The sequence below is a fragment of the Sorangium sp. So ce327 genome (assembly GCF_051530205.1).
Taxonomy (GTDB): domain Bacteria; phylum Myxococcota_A; class Polyangia; order Polyangiales; family Polyangiaceae; genus Sorangium; species Sorangium cellulosum_B.
Map to the genome: position 1 here is coordinate 10,701,659 of NZ_CP150330.1, position 16,226 is coordinate 10,717,884.

At 71.9% G+C, this 16,226-nt stretch carries 11 protein-coding genes; 2 read left to right on the forward strand and 9 right to left on the reverse strand.

What is annotated here, in order from left to right:
* Positions 1-162: 162 nt before the first annotated feature.
* The gene (locus tag WME95_RS40080; protein ID WP_437904549.1) at positions 163-2,037 is read left to right on the forward strand and encodes a hypothetical protein; all 1,875 of its coding nucleotides are present in this window, start codon (positions 163-165) and stop codon (positions 2,035-2,037) included.
* A gap of 39 nt (positions 2,038-2,076) precedes the next feature.
* Here WME95_RS40080 and WME95_RS40085 read toward each other — a convergent pair whose 3' ends face one another.
* The 7 genes from WME95_RS40085 to WME95_RS40115 all read right to left on the reverse strand — a co-directional run bounded on the left by WME95_RS40085 (position 2,077) and on the right by WME95_RS40115 (position 12,837).
* The gene (locus tag WME95_RS40085) at positions 2,077-2,937 is read right to left on the reverse strand and encodes a hypothetical protein (RefSeq protein ID WP_437904550.1); all 861 of its coding nucleotides are present in this window, start codon (positions 2,935-2,937) and stop codon (positions 2,077-2,079) included.
* Between the two features lie 139 nt (positions 2,938-3,076).
* Positions 3,077-4,312: a hypothetical protein gene (locus tag WME95_RS40090; protein ID WP_437904551.1), complete on the reverse strand. Its 1,236-nt coding sequence runs from the start codon at positions 4,310-4,312 to the stop codon at positions 3,077-3,079.
* A gap of 857 nt (positions 4,313-5,169) precedes the next feature.
* On the reverse strand, positions 5,170-6,420 hold the full coding sequence (locus WME95_RS40095) for a serine/threonine-protein kinase (RefSeq protein WP_437904552.1): 1,251 nt from the start codon (positions 6,418-6,420) through the stop codon (positions 5,170-5,172).
* 237 nt (positions 6,421-6,657) lie between these two features.
* Positions 6,658-8,406: an ABC transporter permease gene (locus WME95_RS40100; RefSeq protein WP_437904553.1), complete on the reverse strand. Its 1,749-nt coding sequence runs from the start codon at positions 8,404-8,406 to the stop codon at positions 6,658-6,660.
* A complete protein-coding gene (locus WME95_RS40105; RefSeq protein WP_437545315.1) occupies positions 8,403-9,641 on the reverse strand; it encodes an ABC transporter ATP-binding protein in 1,239 nt (412 codons plus the stop codon). Before WME95_RS40105 ends, WME95_RS40100 begins: the two co-directional genes overlap by 4 nt.
* A complete protein-coding gene (locus WME95_RS40110; RefSeq protein WP_437904554.1) occupies positions 9,638-11,716 on the reverse strand; it encodes a hypothetical protein in 2,079 nt (692 codons plus the stop codon). Before WME95_RS40110 ends, WME95_RS40105 begins: the two co-directional genes overlap by 4 nt.
* Before the next feature lie 56 nt (positions 11,717-11,772).
* A complete protein-coding gene (locus tag WME95_RS40115; protein WP_437904555.1) occupies positions 11,773-12,837 on the reverse strand; it encodes an AAA family ATPase in 1,065 nt (354 codons plus the stop codon).
* 91 nt (positions 12,838-12,928) lie between these two features.
* Between WME95_RS40115 and WME95_RS40120 the strand changes: the two genes are divergently transcribed.
* Positions 12,929-13,462 (forward strand): hypothetical protein, encoded by a 534-nt coding sequence (locus tag WME95_RS40120; RefSeq protein ID WP_437545320.1) that lies wholly within the window; start codon positions 12,929-12,931, stop codon positions 13,460-13,462.
* 85 nt (positions 13,463-13,547) lie between these two features.
* Here the strand turns inward: WME95_RS40120 and cysK are convergent, their stop codons facing one another.
* On the reverse strand, positions 13,548-14,504 hold the full coding sequence (gene cysK / locus WME95_RS40125; RefSeq protein ID WP_437545322.1) for a cysteine synthase A: 957 nt from the start codon (positions 14,502-14,504) through the stop codon (positions 13,548-13,550).
* Positions 14,505-14,555: 51 nt separating this feature from the next.
* A complete protein-coding gene (locus tag WME95_RS40130; RefSeq protein WP_437741684.1) occupies positions 14,556-15,626 on the reverse strand; it encodes a sulfate/molybdate ABC transporter ATP-binding protein in 1,071 nt (356 codons plus the stop codon).
* Positions 15,627-16,226 lie beyond the last annotated feature (600 nt).

Here is a 16,226-nt window from a genome sequence, read left to right on the forward strand (position 1 = left end):
TCGTGGCGCAAAATGACCGACGCCGCTCCACAGGGCGTCCCCACAGAGCGCGAGGCGCTCGCACCGGGCGCGACGTCGGGCACGGCGTGCCGCAATGAGGCTTGGAGGAGCGCCCCGAAGCAGCTCTGGCCGGCGCGCCGGCCCGCAGGTACACCTCGATCCATGGTCGATGCGTCTCCCCGGCGGAGGTTCAGCGCCGCGTTCGCTCGGTGGTCTCACCGCGTCCGGCGGCGGCTCGCGCTCGATCTGGTCCTCACCGGCGCCGCCGCTGGGATGATGCTCGGCGCGGTAGGCGCGGCGGTCGCCTGGCAGATGCGGCAAGGCGCGCTGCGCCCCTGGATGGCCGCGGGCGGCCTGCTCGGCGCCGTGGCCGGCGCAGCGGTGGCGCGCCGGCGCCGGTGGAATGACCCGAACGTCGCGTTGTTTCTCGACGGCAAGCTCGGCTCCGCCGAGTCGGTCTCCACGGCCGTTGAGCTCGCAACAGCCGAGGACGCGGTGGACGGCGCGCCCCGTGCCATCGCATCCGCGGCCCGCGAGGTGGTGTTCGCCCATGCGACCGCGGCCCTCGATGCCGCAACCGCCCGGCAGGTCCGCACGCCTTTGTGGCGACGCTGGCATGCCGGAGCGCCCCTCGCGGCAGCGGCCATTGGCTATCTCAGCTGGCTTCCCCTGCCACCAGCGCCCGCGGCAGCAGCGCCCCCACCCGGGGCTGAACACGTGCGCCTCGCCGAGATCGCCGGCCTCGGGCGGGTGGTCCAGCTTTCCGAGATCGACGCTCGGGACGCAGAGCAACACGATCGGCTGAAAAAGCTCTCGGACGACGCGAAGAGGCTCCGCGAAAAGCTGAAGAGCGGCGTCGAGCGCCGCGAAGCGCAGGCCGAGCTCGGCAGGCTCCGCGACGCGATCACGGCCGAGCGGCTATCGCTCGGCGAGGGCGAGCAGCGTCATGGGATGGAGTCGGCGCTCGGCAAGCTCGGAGAAGACCCCCAGCTGAAGCGGGCTGCGAAGGCGCTCGGCGATCGCGACCTCGTGGCGTTCGACGAGGAGATGGCGCGGCTCGCGAACAAGCTCGAACGGGATGACCGCGAACGGGCCAGGAAGGCGCTCGAGGAGGCCGCCGAAGCCGCCAAGAAGGCCGGCGCCCCCGGCGTGGCGAAGGCGCTCGAGGAACAGCGCAAGCTGCTGGATCAGCGCGGCAAGCAGGCCGACGCGTTGAGGGAGCTGGCGGAGGCGCTCGGCGACGGGCTCGACGACGAGGGGCGCGACGCGCTCCGCGAGCTCGCCCGGACCGGCAGCGACCGCGACGCGCGGCGGCTTGCTGGCAGCCTCGAGAAGGCGCTCGAAAAATTGAGCCCCGAGGAGCGCAAGCGGCTCGCCGACCGCTTGAAGCAGCGGATGGCGCAGTCCCCCGAGAGCGCGCTCGGAGAGCCCATGTCGAAGGAGCAGATGCGCGAGCTCGCACGGCAGATCGAGACGCCGGACGGACAGCAGCAGCTCGAGGAACAGCTGCGCCAGATGGCCCAGGAGGGGAGCCCGAGCAGCGAGGAATCGAAGCGCCAACGAGCGCTCGACGATGCACAGCGCGGGGCGGGCGAGGCCGAGGGGCAGCTCGGGGGGACGCCGCTCCCGGTGCCGATCGCAGGCGGGTCAGGCCAACCCGGGTCAGGCCAACCGGGGTTGGGCGGCCAGGAGCGCGGACAGGGCGGGCAGCAGGGCTCGTCCGGGGGCGGGACTGGCAAGCAGGGGTCGGCACAGCCAGGTCACTCGGAGGGCGGCGGCTCGGGCAGCCACGAAGGGCAGACCGGCGCGATCGCCGGGGGTGAGCTGCGCTCACAGGCCAGCGCGAGGCTCAACCCGGGTAGGCCGATGCCGGGCATCGTGACGGGCCGAGCAGCCGGGCGCGCCGGAGACACCGCCAACGTGCGCGGCGAGAGCGCGCTCGGTGTCGTGGGTCCCCAGGAGGTCGGCGGTGTCGAGCGCAGCGATGTCCCCGAGGAGTACCGCGAGCAGGTAGGCCGTTACTTCCAGCCGCGCTGAGCCCGGGGACGAGACGTGGAGCGCGCAGCGCCCACCGGCCTAGAAGCTCGCGCCCAGCAGCAGGCCGTTCGCCTCCGCGCTCACGAAGGGCGCAGCATACAGCCGGGGGAGCCCGGCCTTCGTGACCGGCGTGCGGCTCGACGTGGAGAACGCGTACAAGGCCGTCCCCGCGAGCACCACGCCGCCGCCGAGGAAGCTCCAGAACGAGACGTTGGCGAGCGTGGTCTGGGCGTCGCGCAGGTCGGTGCGCCTCTCGCTGCCGAACGGCTCCGTCGCTGCGGACTCGCCCTTTGCCGTGGAGAGGATCGCGAAGGTCACGCCCGACGCGAGCCCGAGCAGCCCGACGGCCCCGCCCGCGACCACCAGCGGAATGTTCGGGCCCGAATCCAGGCTGAGAGCGATGCTCTGGTCCGAGCCCCTCGCCACGAGCAGCGACGTCGACGTCCTGGCGCCAGCGCGGCGTGCCTCGATCCTGCGCTTGCCGGGATCGACGAACACCTGGGTGTCGAGGGGCGAATGCCCGACGACCTTGCCGTCGACGAGCACCTCGGCATTGTCGACGTTCACGCTGATGCGAAGCGCGCCGACCTGCGATCTGGCGACGGCGAGGCGCTTCTGCAGGAAGCTCTTCTTCTCTGCCTTCTCGCCGAGCGGAAAGATATTGAGCGCGTACAGGAGGTGCTCGGCCGCCTCGCGGGGCTGGTTCACCTCCAGCTCGACGTTCCCGAGGTTGCCGGCCACGTCAAAGCTCTGCTGGAGATCCCACGCCGCCTGATAACGCGCCTCGGCCTCGGCGAATCGCGCTTCATCGTAGAACCTGTTCCCCTCCCGGTAGAGCTGCGCGGCGCGCTCGCCCGCGCGCGACGTCGCAGCCGGGGCGTCGGTCGGAGAGTTCGGCATCAGCCGAGCCTCGCCGGTCGCGCTCGCGACGCTCGGCCCCAGAAGAACCGCCGCGCACGGGAGGAGTAGAGACAGGTATTTCAAGAATGGCTTTCGCATGGTGGCTGGCGGGAGGAATGCAATCCGGAGAGGCGACGCCTCAGGGGAACGGACGCGGGGGAGCGGTCGTCCCCGGGGGCGTTGTGGGCGACGCAGAGGGCGCGGACGGCGGGACCGAGGGTGGGATCGGAGGGCTCACAGCCGAGTCGTAGAAGTCGTCCACCGCCGTCGAAGGCTTGACCGGGCGCCGCACCTGCACAGCAGGGCGCGGTGATGACGGACGGGCGGCGACCGTGGCCGCGGAGTGAGCGGGCGGCGAGCTCGGCTCCGCCGTGGGCGACGCTGTCGGAAGCTCGGGCGCGGCGGGAACGAGTCGCTCTGCGGTGGGCGGCGGCTCGATCGCCACCGGGGGCGGAGGTTCGGGCTGCGCGCTCGGGGTGGGCGTCGCGAGCCCAGCGGGATCGGGCGTGGGAGCGCGGCCGCCCTCGGCCAGCGCCGGATCCTGCTCGCTCGTCGGATTGGCGGCGCGCCACAGCACCCAGAAGCCTGCGACCGTCGCGCTCCCCAGGAACACGAGCAACGCGAAGAGCGCCAGCGGGGCCCGGCGGCGGCGCGCCGCGAGCACCGCCGCGGCGGCCGCTGCGGTCACCGCGGTGTCATCGGACCGCGCCGCGGTTGGCTGCAGCCCCGCTCGAGGCGCGCCGGCTGCTGGCGGGGGAGCGGCCGCGGCAATCGGCCGCTGCTTCCGGGACGACTGCCCGCGCGAGCCGGACGACTCGTCTTCGGGCGGCGGCCAGACGCCGCTGCCCACACCGACGCGGGCCGTGCGGACGCCACCGGGACGCGCGCCGCCCTGCCCATCGGGAGCACCGGTCGGGGGGCCCGGCAACCCCTGCACAGGGATCCTGCGCATCGTCGGCCGGTTCCGTTCGTCGACGCCCTTCAACAGCGACGGCGCTACCTGGATCTTCTGCTGATCTATCGCCTGGTGCTCTCGGTTCGGAGGCAGCGTGACCGGAGGAACGTACACCTGCTTGTCGCTCGGCCCCGCCTCGCGATCCTGGCGGCGCCGCGGCCTGGGCTCGCCCCACTGCACCATCCGCTCCGCGGGCGGCGCTGCGGGGCCGGTGTTCCCTTCTTCAGGTCTGCGGCGCGGCTCCTGCGTAAGCGCTCGCTGTTGCGCCGGTGAGGGGTGCTCTTGCGATGCAAAATTCGGCGTGTCGTACCCGCGCGGCGGCTGCTGCGGCAGCGTCGGTTGCTGCGGCGCGGCGTCGCCCGCAGCGCCCTGAGCCGCCGGCTGCCCTGGCGAGCTCTTGTTCGCGTTCCTGTTGGTCATGCCTGCCCCTCTCGCCACGCGCAAAAGGCGCGCTGCTGCCCCACGTGAGCAGCAGCGCATCGAGCCCCCGGTACAAGACGCCGCGCTGTCATGGGCGCGCTCCCGAGGTGATCTGCCTCGACCGCTGCACCGCAGACGGCGTGGCGGGCGCCGCGGCAGCGCTCCGACGAGCCCGGGGGCGGCGGAGGCCAGCGTCGAACATGCGCTGGTCTGCGCACGGTACCTCGGAGCTCGCTCGGGGACAGGGCCACGGCATGGACCCGAAGATACTCCACCCGGCCGCCACCACCACGCACCCAAGCGTCACCACCCCCTCCGGAGCGATGCCAAGGCCGCTCCATGGCAGGGCGCGGGCATCGGGAGCCGCCGCCGTCACGGACGTGACGGCGGCGGCTCCCGATGCCCGAAGGCGCCGGTGTCGCGGACCATGACGTCGCGCAAGGCGCGGCTCCGCGGGTCGACGGCGCGCAAAGTTGCCCCTGGCCACCTTCTTGCTTCCTCACCGAACCACGCGCGTGTTGCCCAATACTGCGCTGCCCAAATTCCCGCGTGCCACGACATCGATTTTTTGCACCCATCCAGCATCCACGGTCTACGACGGTCGACGGTCCGCACCTTCTGGCCCGCACCCAGGTTGAGCTGCCTTGCCTCGTGGCCCGCACCCAGGTTGACCTCTACCGCGCCTGAGGTTGACCAGGTTGACCCCTCCGAGGTTGACCCTTCCGACCCAGGTTGCCCCTCTCAGGTTGCCCCTCTCAGCGCCGGCGCTCCCCATTCTGCAGCCCGCATCGTAGCGGGTTCGTCACACCGGGTGACGTTCCTGGCAGCAGCCGCGGCGACGACGCCGTACCCGCCTGTCAGCCCACGAGGCTCACCAGCAGCGCCAGGGTGAAGCCGAAGAGCACCACGCTCACCACCAGCAATCCCATGGCCGCCCAGCTGGCCTGAGCGCGCGCGGGCCGTCGCGCGCGCCGCGGCCTGCCTCTGTGCGCCTCCGAGGCCCTCTGCAGCGCAGCCCCTGGGGCGGGCCGCGCTGCCATATACGGCGCCGTGAGGCCGAACGCCTTCACGGTCGCGCTCAACGTCGGTGGGAGCGCCGGCGCCCGGACCGGCGGCAACGTCAGCGGCGCCGTGCGCTGCCAGTACGACCCGGACGGTATGGCCGACCCACCATCCACCCCTCCCGAAAGCCCTGCGGCGATGCGCGACAGCTCCGCCGCGAACGCCGCTGCGTCAGGGAAACGGAGCTCCGGGCTCTTCTCCAGCGCCCTCATGATCGCGCGGTCGAGCTCCGGCGGCACCGGTCGTGGCGCGTGGCTCGACGGCGGCGCGGGGACCTCGCTCGCATGGGCGCGCACGAGCTCGTGGACGCGGCTCACATGCTCGAACGGATCGCGACCGGCGACCAGCGTGTAGAGCACCACGCCGGCCGCATACACGTCGGTGCGCGCGTCGACGGCGAGCCCGCAAGCCTGCTCGGGCGAGAGATAGCGCGGCGTACCGACGAGCACCCCCTCCTCCGTCTGATAGAGCGACGGCGCCGGCGCGCGCCCATCGCCGCGCGGAGCGACCACCTTGGCGATGCCGAAGTCGAGCACCTTCACCACGCGCCGCCCCTGCGCATCCGCGTCGCACACGAAGAGGTTCTCGAGCTTCACGTCGCGGTGAACGATGCCCGCGCCGTGCGCCGCGGCGAGGCCCGCCAGCGTCTGCGTCACGAGATCGAGCGCCTCCATCGCAGGCAGCGCGCCGCGCGCCGCGAGCTCCTCGCGCATCGTCCGGCCGCAGAGCCGCTCCATGACGAGGAACGTCCTCCCCTCGGCGGTCCGCCCGAAATCGGTGACGGTCACCAGGTTCGGGTGGGCGAGCCGCGCCAGCGACTGCGCCTCGACGCGCATCCGCTCCACGAGCCGCGGCTCGCGGTTCAGGTCGCGGTGCAAGAGCTTCACCACCACCGGCTTGTCGAGGCCCACGTGCGCCGCCTCGATCACCTCGCCCATCCCCCCTCGCCCGAGCCGGCGCACGGGCCGGTACGGCGTTCCATCCAGCAAGGTATCGCTCAGCTCAGGCGCCGCGCATCGGCAGTCTTCGTGCGAAGGCAAGGCCATCCTCTGCGGGTCGAGGTGGTGCCGCCGTCGTCACACGACGCGAGGAATCGAGATCCCCTCTCGCTCCCGGACCTCGAGCGCGCGAGCGCTCTTCTCACACGCTCGCCACAGCACGCCCAAGATTTCGACAGATCCGCGCGCAGCGCATCCTGCTGCATTCCCCGGACGCGCTCCAAATTTCCACGCAAAGAGACGCGCACGTACGATTTCGGAGCGCGCCGCGATCACGCCCCTTGATCAGGCGGCGGTGCCCGCGGCGCTCCCTGGCTCCGCGTGCTCGGGCGTGGCCGCGTGCGGCGGCGCTGCCTGCTCCGCCGCGAGCGCCGCCTCGTCTTCCCGGGCGAGGAGCGCGTCCGTCTCGGCGAAGGCCGCCTCGCGTTGCGCGACGACGGCAGCGCAGCGCGCGCGGGCCGCGGAGAGCAGGCCGAGCCCGACGGCGACCCAGCCAGCTGCGGCCGTGTACCCGGCGGCCATGACAGACCCCGCGTCGCCCTGATCGGCCTTGGAGAGCATCACGAACGCATAGAACGGCGACGGGGCCGCGACGAGGAGAGCGCTCTCGCTCGTGTCGAGCTCCGCGACGAGGCCGGCGATGGCGGCGACGATCCATGGGCCGACCGCGATCGTGAAGAGCAGCGTCAGGAGAAGCGCCCGCGTGACCAGGGGCGAGGCGATCCGCGCGCGAAGGAACGCGCCGAGCCCGACGACGAACACGTAGACGGCGAGCGCGTAGACGGCGACGTGCTGGACCTGCTGCGCCTGGATCTCCGGCGTCGGGACGGGCACGCCGAGGCTCAGCCGGTGCCCGACGACCCAGAGCGCGGTGATGGCGGGGACCCCCACCGCGAGGAGGAGGTACGCCGAGCGCATCACGCCGGGGCCGAAGAAGCGACGCAGCCGGCTGGCGCGGCTCCGAGCCCAGTGCACCTCGACGCGGCGCGATGGGCCGATCGGCTCTCCGGCAAAGAGGAACACGCAGAAGATCAGAAACGAGAGCGCTACGCACACGCCCGCGACGATCGCGGGCAGGCGATCGGAGGCGTCCACCGCGAACGCCGGCACCGCGACGGCGGCGGTCGTCACGGGGGCGCAGACCGCGAACCACGTCTTCAGCCCGGAGGAGCGATCGTCGCTCTCGCTCGTGAGGTTCGCGACGGTCACCTGGTACAGGAACCACGCGGGCATGCCGACCGCCGCGCTCGGAAGGAGGATCAGGAAGAGCACGTAATCGAGGCCGAGCGGCGCGCGCTGGTAGGCGATCGGGAGCCAGATGGGCAGCCCCTCGGGGACCTCCGGCCAGGCCAGGTGAGCCACGTACGAGAGCCCCGAGCCGCCCGCCGAGAACAGGCCGATCGACAGCGGGAACGCGAGCAGCAGCGTGACGAGGATCGCCGCGCGCAGGCTCCCCATCTTCGAGCTGATCGCCAGGCCGAAGGCCACGCTGAGCAGCGCGATCAAGAAGAGGAACAGGAAGGCGATCACCACCTCCATCGCGGTGATCCCGCCGAACAGGAACGGCAGCGCCCCGACCGGCGCGAGCATCACCACGTACATCGAGATCGCCGTGTAAGCGGCGAGGAACTTGCCTCGCGCGATCTCGCCGGGCGGGATGCCCGTCAGGAGCACCGCCTCCCAGGTGCGCCCCTCGCGCTCCGAGGCGATGCTGTTCGCGGCGACCGCCGGCCCGACCAGCGCCACGACGAAGTACGCGAGCGAGAAGAAGACCTGGAACAGGATCACGCCCGTCTTCGCAGGCGCGATTTCCTTCGCCGCGATGCCGCCGATGGTCGCCACGAGCAGCGCCATCAGCACGGCCAGCACCAGCAGGATGATCGGCGTGCGGGCGAGGCGCGCCGCCTGCTTGAGCTCGCGGATCCAGATCGGGTTCGGCTCGCCCAGGATGCGCCCCACGCGATGCCGCGCCCGATCGACGAGCCGCTGCGACGCCGGACCGGCGGGCGGCAATGTGCCAGTCTGCACGCTCACTGCACCTCTCCTTGCGTGACCTCCAGGAAGATCCTCTCGAGCTCGTTGCGCTCCGGCTCGACGCCGATCACGCCGACGCCGCTGCGCACGAGGTGCTGGACGATCTCGGCGATCTTCACGTCGGTGCCGACGTAACCGACGTGCACGGCTCCGGCGACGATGTCGACATCGGTGATCCCGGGCCCGCCCCTGACCAGCAAGGCCGCTGCCTCGGGATCGCCGAGGACCCGCACCTTGACCCTGCGCCGGGAGATCTGCGAGAGCGCCGGATAGGCCGCCTGCCCCGCGCTCGCCGGCGCAGCGGCGTGCGGCGGGTGCGGGCCGTATCCGGGCGGCGGACCGCCGGCCTGCGCGCGATCGACGGCGGCCGGATCCACCGGCGCGCCGTCGGGCGTGGCCGCCTCGGGTCCGTGCCGCGGCGGCGCGTGCCCGTGCGCCTGCGGCCCGTACGCGCCCGGCGCGGCGCCGTGGCGAGGCGGCGCGTGCCCGTGCGCCTGCGCCGCGCGCACCGCCTCGAGGCGCGCGGCGATCTCCCCGATCGGCCCGGCGACGACGAGGCGGCCCTTCTCGAGGATGCCGATCGACGTGCACACGTCGGAGAGCTCCGTGAGGATGTGCGACGAGAGGAAGATCGTCTTCCCCAGGCTCCGGAGCTCGAGCAAGAGATCGCGGATCTCGATGCGCGCGCGCGGATCGAGATCGCTCGCCGGCTCATCCAGGATAAGGACCTTCGGATCGTGCAGCAGGATCCTCCCGAGCTGGAGGCGCTGCTTCATCCCCTTCGACATCGTGGCGACGATCCGGTCCTGGATCTTGCCGAGGTCGGTCAGCTCCAGGACGGCGTCGACCACGTCGAGCGACGGAACCCTGAAGGCGTCCGCGAAGAACTCGAGGTACTCGCGCACCGTGATCCTGTCGTAGACGCCGGCGTGATCCGGCATGTACCCGATGCTGCGGCGGACAGCCGCGGGGTCGATCGTCACGTCGACGCCGTCGATCTCGACCCGCCCTGCCATGGGCTCGAGCAAGGTCGCCATGACCCGGATCGTCGTCGTCTTGCCCGCGCCGTTCGGCCCGATGAAGCCGAAGATCTCGCCGGGGCCCACGTCGAAGGTGACGTCCTTCAGCACGTCGAGCGCGCCGAAGCGGTGCGAGAGGTGCCGGACGCGGATCGTCGGCCGAGGCCGCTCGATCTGCGCCCCGGAGGGCAGAGCGCCGCCGAGCGCCGCGCTCACGGCCGGCCTCCGTAGCCCAGGACCCGCACGAGCACGCGGTCGCTGTCGATCCGCAACCCGGAGTCGCTCGCGCGCCCCTCGCCGCCGTCGAGCTGGCCGAACAGCACGGGCACGCCGGCCGGGAACCAGTCGACCGATCCACCGGCCGCCACCTCGATGGCCAGCCACGCAGCGCCTAGCCCCGGCGCGTCGGGCTCGAGGAGCGGAGCCAGCAGCCTCCCGCCGAGGTCGTGGACGTCCATGCCGCCGACCCGCCGCCCGAAGCCCGCGTGCGAGAGCCAGCCCTGCCCCTCGCTCCGCGCCGCGAGATCGACCCCCGCGCGCGACGAGACCCTCTCCCCGTCGCCGATGCGGGCGAAGTAGCGGGCCGCGCCCTCCGGTAGCCACAGGACGCCGGCCCGGAGGTCGCGGCCGCTCCGGTTGCTCACGACGACGTCGCCGCTCGGATCGGCGACGATCGCGATGCCGTCGCCGAGCGACGCGGCCCCGTCCTCACGCACGATCACCGTCTGCCAGGGGAGCGCCGCGACCTTCGTCAGCCGGGCCCCGTCGCGATCCACGAGCAACCGGTCGCGCCGCTCCGAGAGCTCGGCGACCACCGCCGTGCTGATCACGCCGCTCGCGTCGGTCGTGCGGACCGTGAGCTCCTCCGCGCTAGCGACGAAGAAGCCCCGGAACCGGCGCACCGCCCCCTTCGTCATGCCGGCCCCCGCCTCGATCAGCGTGAGGTGGCGCGCCCGGCCGCGCACCCCCTTCGCGAGCAGGCCCACGCCGACGATCACCGCGAACGTGACCGCCGCGGCCACCGGCAGGTACCAGAGCGCGCGGAGCGGCCTCCCCTGCCGCGCGGCGCGCGAGAAATTGATCGGACCGGCGAGCACCGCGTAAATGCAGAGCAGCAGCGCGGAGACCCCGATCGCCCAGCGGGAGCTCTCGTTCGGATCGAGCTCCCGCCGCACCGGCTCGAGGTCGACGCCCATCGCATCCTCCCCCGGGCGGAAGGCCACGGTGGAGCGACGGTCGTAGGCTCGGCGAGCGAGATCGGCCACCCGTATCTTCACCCACGGGTCGCTGGCCGCGGGCGAGCGCGTGGGGTCGAACGCGAGCAGGTGCACCTCGCCGAGGCCGTAGAACGCCGAGCTGCCATACGCGCTCCCGCGCAGGTTGCCGCCCGACCAGCCGCAGAGCGACTCGGCCACCGCGGGGGTCGCGCTCGGCGCGGGCAGGAGCACGTTGCCCTGCTTGCCAAAGCCGCTGGAGCCGCCGGGCGGCGCGATCTCCGCGAGGGTGGGCGGCGCGATGGCCGCCTTCGCGACCTCACCGCCGACGAACGCCGCGAGCGTCGGGTGCCGCAGATCCTCGGGGCGGGCGACGGACAGCGCCAGCGTGCCGCCGGAGAGGACGAAGCCGGCGAGCGCCTCGAGCTCGGAGCCGCTCAGCCTGGACAGCGTGTCGGTGCGCATGAGCACGGCGTCCGCCGCGTTGTACAGGGCCGCCCGGTCGGGCAGCAGCGGGTCGCCGGTCGCGCTGTCGAAGCGAGGCTGCCCGACCCAGAGGACAGGGCTCGGCGTCCCCCCGGGCGCGCGGCTGGTCGATATGTACAGCGGCGCGATCGGCGCGTCGTGGAGGCCCCCGCGGAGCAGCGACCTCTCGCTGACGTCGAAGAGCACCACCGCGTGTTGCGAGGTCGACGAGAGCCCCTGCGACGACACCTGCGCTCCGCCCTCATCGAGCACCCGCACCTGCACGTCACCGAAAGGGGACACGTGCACCGGAACGCGCACGTCGACGGACGCGCCCGCCCCGACCGCGTAAGGCGCCGACGCGACGAAGACGCGCTCATCGGAGTAGCGCTTCGACTCGACCTCGACCTCGCCCCTGGCCGCCCGGCCGCCGTTGTTCTGGATGCGCACGACGACCTGGTTCCAGCCCCAGGGCACCCCGCCGCTCGTCCCGAGCACGGGCGCCACGTCGACGACGAGCGCCGTCGCGGTCGGCAGCGTCGGCGCCTGCCCGGACGCGGGCCCCGCCGAGAAGAGCGCCGCGAGCGACGCCGCCGCCGCAAGGCCCTTCACGCCTCTCCTCGGCGACCCGCTCCGGATCGCCTGCCCCCGCGGCTCCTCCGCGCGCCTCATCGCCGGATCGCCTGCGCCACGGGCTCGGGCCGCGCCTCGATCGCGGAGAGGAGCGCCGCGATCACCTGATCCGTCGTGATCCCCTCCGCCTCGCCCTCGAAGGACCGGATCATCCGGTGGCGGAGCACCGGCTTCGCGACCCGCTGCACGTCGGCGAAGGCGACGTGCGCCCTTCCCTGGAGCAGCGCCACGGCCTTCGCGGCCAGGACCAGCGACTGCGCGCCGCGCACGCCGGCGCCGAACCGGAGCGACCTCCGCACGATCTCGGGCGCCCCCTCGGCGGCCGGATCGCTCGCGCGGGTGAGCCGCGACGCGTACCGCATGACCGGCTCGGCGACCGCGATGTCGCGGCAGAGCGATCGCAGCGAGAGCACGTCGTCGCGGGTGAGCACCCGCGGCGGCGGCCCGCGATCGTGGCCCGTGGTCCGGGCGATGATCTCGGTCATTTCATCCTCGGTCGGGCTCGGCACGAGCACCTTGAGCAGGAACCGATCGAGCTGCGCCTCCGGCAGCGGGTAGGTCCCTTCCATCTCGATCGGGTTCTCGGTGGCCAGCACGAAGAACGGCTCCTCCATCGCGTACCGCGTGCCCGCGATGGTGCACGCGTGCTCCTGCATGGCCTCGAGCAGCGCGCTCTGCGTCTTCGGCGTCGCCCGGTTGATCTCGTCGGCCAGGATCACCTGCCCGAAGATCGGCCCCTTGTGCAGCGAGAAGTGGCGCGAGCCGTCCGCCGCCGCGACGAGCACGTTCGTGCCCGTCACGTCGCTCGGCATGAGATCCGGGGTGAACTGGATGCGCGAGAACGCGAGATCCAGGCAGCCGGCGATGGTCCTGACGAGGAGCGTCTTGCCCAGCCCGGGCGCCCCCTCGAGGAGGACGTGCCCTCCCGCGAGGATCCCCCAGAGCGTCTGCTCGATGACGTCGTCCTGCCCGACCACGGCCTGCCCGATCGCCTCTCGCAGCCGCGCGCTCGTCCGCTGGGCGAGCTCGAGCCTCGCCTCGAAGGACGCAGGGGCCGCGCCCTGCCCGCCGTCAATACCCGCGCCTGATTCCGCCGCCATCTGGTCGCCCTCGGCCGACGACGATAGCCGGCCGCGCCCCGCGCGTCGATCGGACCTCGCCACATGCTATGTCTTGCGAATGAGGATGCTTATGTTGACCTGTCGCCGTGGGCTCGCCTCGCTCTGCCTCTCCGCGCGCAGCGGCGCGGCGCTCACCGTGGCGCTGTCGCTCGGCGCGAGCGCCTGTGCCTCGGTCGTCGGCGAGCATGAGGTGGAGACCAAGTTCCTCGTGAAGCCCACCTCGCAGTCGACCTTCTCCGGATGGAGCGAGCTCTCCGTCTCGGAGGACCCGAACTCCGTCGACAGGGCCGAGCTCATGTACATCCGGCTGGAAGCACGCGACGACAACGTGCCTGACCTCACCTTCCTCAAGAGCGTCTCCGCCTCGGCCGTCGTCGACGGCAAGTCGACCGTCGTCGCCAAGAAGGCGCCGATGCCTACCGGGGAGCGCATCGTCCCGCTCGATCGGGTCTATCACGACGACATCCGGCCCTTCTTCTACAAGGACGACGAGAGCGGCGATTACACGGTGCACGTCGACTGGGAAGGCAAGGTCGATCTGACGAAGACGATCCCGCCCGAAGGGGTGTGGATGAAGGTCCTCGTCGCCGTCCGCATCGAGTGATCGCGCCGCTCGCCGCAGGCGCCCAGGAAGACGGAGTGCGTCTGCAGGGAAGGCGACCCGATGTGCGGCTGCCTTCCCTGGCGGTTCAGCGGGGCACGGCCGCGCGAGCGCAGCCGACGAGCTCCTTGAAGAGCGGCGAGGTGACGTAGCGCTCCCCGCCGTCGGGAAGGATCACCACGATCCTCTTTCCCTGCATCTCGTCACGCGCCGCGATCGACAGCGCCGCCGCCATCGCCGCGCCGCCGGAGATGCCGACGAGGATGCCCTCGGTCTTGGCGAGCCGGCGCGCGGCCTCGAACGACTCGTCCTCGGACACGGGCACCACCTCGTCGATGAGCTCGCGCCGGAGGATCTTCGGGACGAAGCCCGCGCCGATGCCCTGGATCAGGTGCGCGCCCACGCGGCCACCGCTCAGCACGGCCGCGTTTTTGGGCTCGACCGCGATCATCTTCACGCCCGGCTTCTTCTGCTTGAGCACCTCGCCCACGCCAGTGATCGTCCCGCCGGTCCCCACGCCGGCGACCACGACGTCGACCGTCCCGTCCGTGTCCTCCCAGATCTCGCGCGCGGTCGTCACGCGGTGCGCGGCGGGGTTCGCCGGGTTCTCGAACTGCTGGAGCATCACCGCGCCGGGCGTCTCTTCCACGATCTGCCGCGCCCGCGCGACGGCCTGCACCATGAGCGACCCGGGCGTCAGCAGCACCTCGACCCCGAACGCCCTGAGCAGCGCGATCCGCTCCGGGCTCATCGACTCGGGCATCGTGAGGATCAGCCGGTAGCCCTTGGCCGCGGCGATCATCGCCAGCGCGAGGCCCGTGTTGCCGCTCGTCGGCTCGACGAGGACGCTCCCGGACTTCAGCTTGCCCTGCCGCTCCGCGTCCTCGACCATCGCGAGGCCGATGCGATCCTTGACGCTGCCGCCGGGGTTCCGGCTCTCGACCTTGCCGATCAGCTCGGCGCGCAGACCCTTGCCCGCAGAGCTCAGGCGGACGAGGGGGGTGCGCCCGATCGTCGCCGCGATGTCGTCGAAGATTGAAGCCACGTGCCGCCTCCCGTGATGGCCGTTGGCCAGACGGGAGCGCCGGCCAGCGGGCTAGATGGAGTAATCTTGCACGAAGATCTTGGCGTCTCGGAGATTTACCAGCACCCTGTCCCCCTCGGACAGGCCGAGCTCGGCGACGCGATCCTTGGTCAGCTCGACGGAGAGCGGCTGGCCGTCGGAGAGGCGGAGCTCCGCCTTGACCATCCACCCGACCCGCGACAGCCGCTCGACGCGCGCGACGCTGGCGTCGTCGGCGGCGGGCGTCTTCGAGGAGTCGATCCGGGTGTGGACCTCGATGTCGTGAGGACGCACGAAGGCGTGCACGCTCGCGCCGTCGCCGGTCCCGGGGGGAGCGTGCACCGCGAGGGTACCGAGCGCCGCCTGGCCGTCGCGCACCTCCCCCTTGAGCACGTTGATCGACCCGACGAAGCTCGCGACGAACTCGGTCGCCGGCCGGTCGTAGATCTCCTCCGGGGTGCCGATCTGCTCGACCCGCCCCTTGTGCAGCACGATGACCCGATCGGCGAGGTCCATGGCCTCTTCCTGGTCGTGGGTCACGAAGACGCTCGTGATCCCTCGCTCCTTGTGGAGCCTCCGGATCCACTCGCGCAGCTCGAGGCGGACCTTGGCGTCGAGCGCCCCGAACGGCTCGTCGAGCAGGAGCAGCGACGAGCCTGGCGCGAGCGCGCGCGCCAGCGCGACGCGCTGCCGCTGGCCGCCGGACAGCTCGTGCGGGAACCTGCCGCCGAGCCCGTCGAGCTGCACGAGGCTGAGGAGCTCATCGACGGTGGTCGCGATCTCCTTCCGTGGCCGCTTCCGGATGCTGAGGCCGAAGCCGATGTTGTCGCGCACGCTCATGTGCCTGAACAGCGCGTAGTTCTGGAAGACGAAGCCGATGTTCCGGTCCTGGACGCGGGTGGTGGTCGCGTTCTTGCCATTCAGGACGACCTCGCCGGAGTCGGGGCTCTCGAGCCCGGCGATGATGCGCAGGACGGTGCTCTTGCCACCTCCGCTCGGCCCGAGGAGCGCGACCAGCGCGCCGCTCTCGATCTCAAACGAGACGTCATCGACCACCTTGTTCGGACCGAACCGCTTCGTGAGCCGCTCGACAACAATTCCCATAAGCAACAGCTAGCCTTCCGACCCGTCTCGATCGCGCCTCGGACAGAAAAAGCGAGGGCCCGAGTGGGCACCAGCGTCGCCTGCCGAGCGGGTAGGCGCAACCAGATTCAGAAATACACATCGGAAAGGTGGGTGTATTTGCAAGAAAGGGTGAGGGCGAGCTGTTGCAAGAAGACTGACAGAGGACAGGAAGCGCGGAGCCCGTGCTCAGGCCGTCCCCCTCCCGGGTCGGTCAGTCCTCAACCTCGGTCCCGGTCCCCACGGTCCCAACCTCGGTCAGTCCTCAACCTCGGTCCCGGTCCCCACGCCACGGTCCAACCTCGGTCGGTCCCCGCTCCCCAACCTCGGTCGGTCTCAACCTACGGTCCCAACCTACGACCTACGGTCCCAACCTCGGTCGGTCCCCGCTCCGCTCCCCAACCTCGGTCGGTCTCAACCTCGGTCGGTCCCGGTCTCCAACCTCGGTCGGTCCGCTGTCGGTCCGCAACCCGGTCCCCAACCTCGGTCGGTTCCCGAACCCCGGAGCGAGCTCAGCGGCGTGGCGGGCTTCGCGCGGGCGGCTGCTGCCCGACTCAACGGACGGTCCGAGGTGCTAGCATC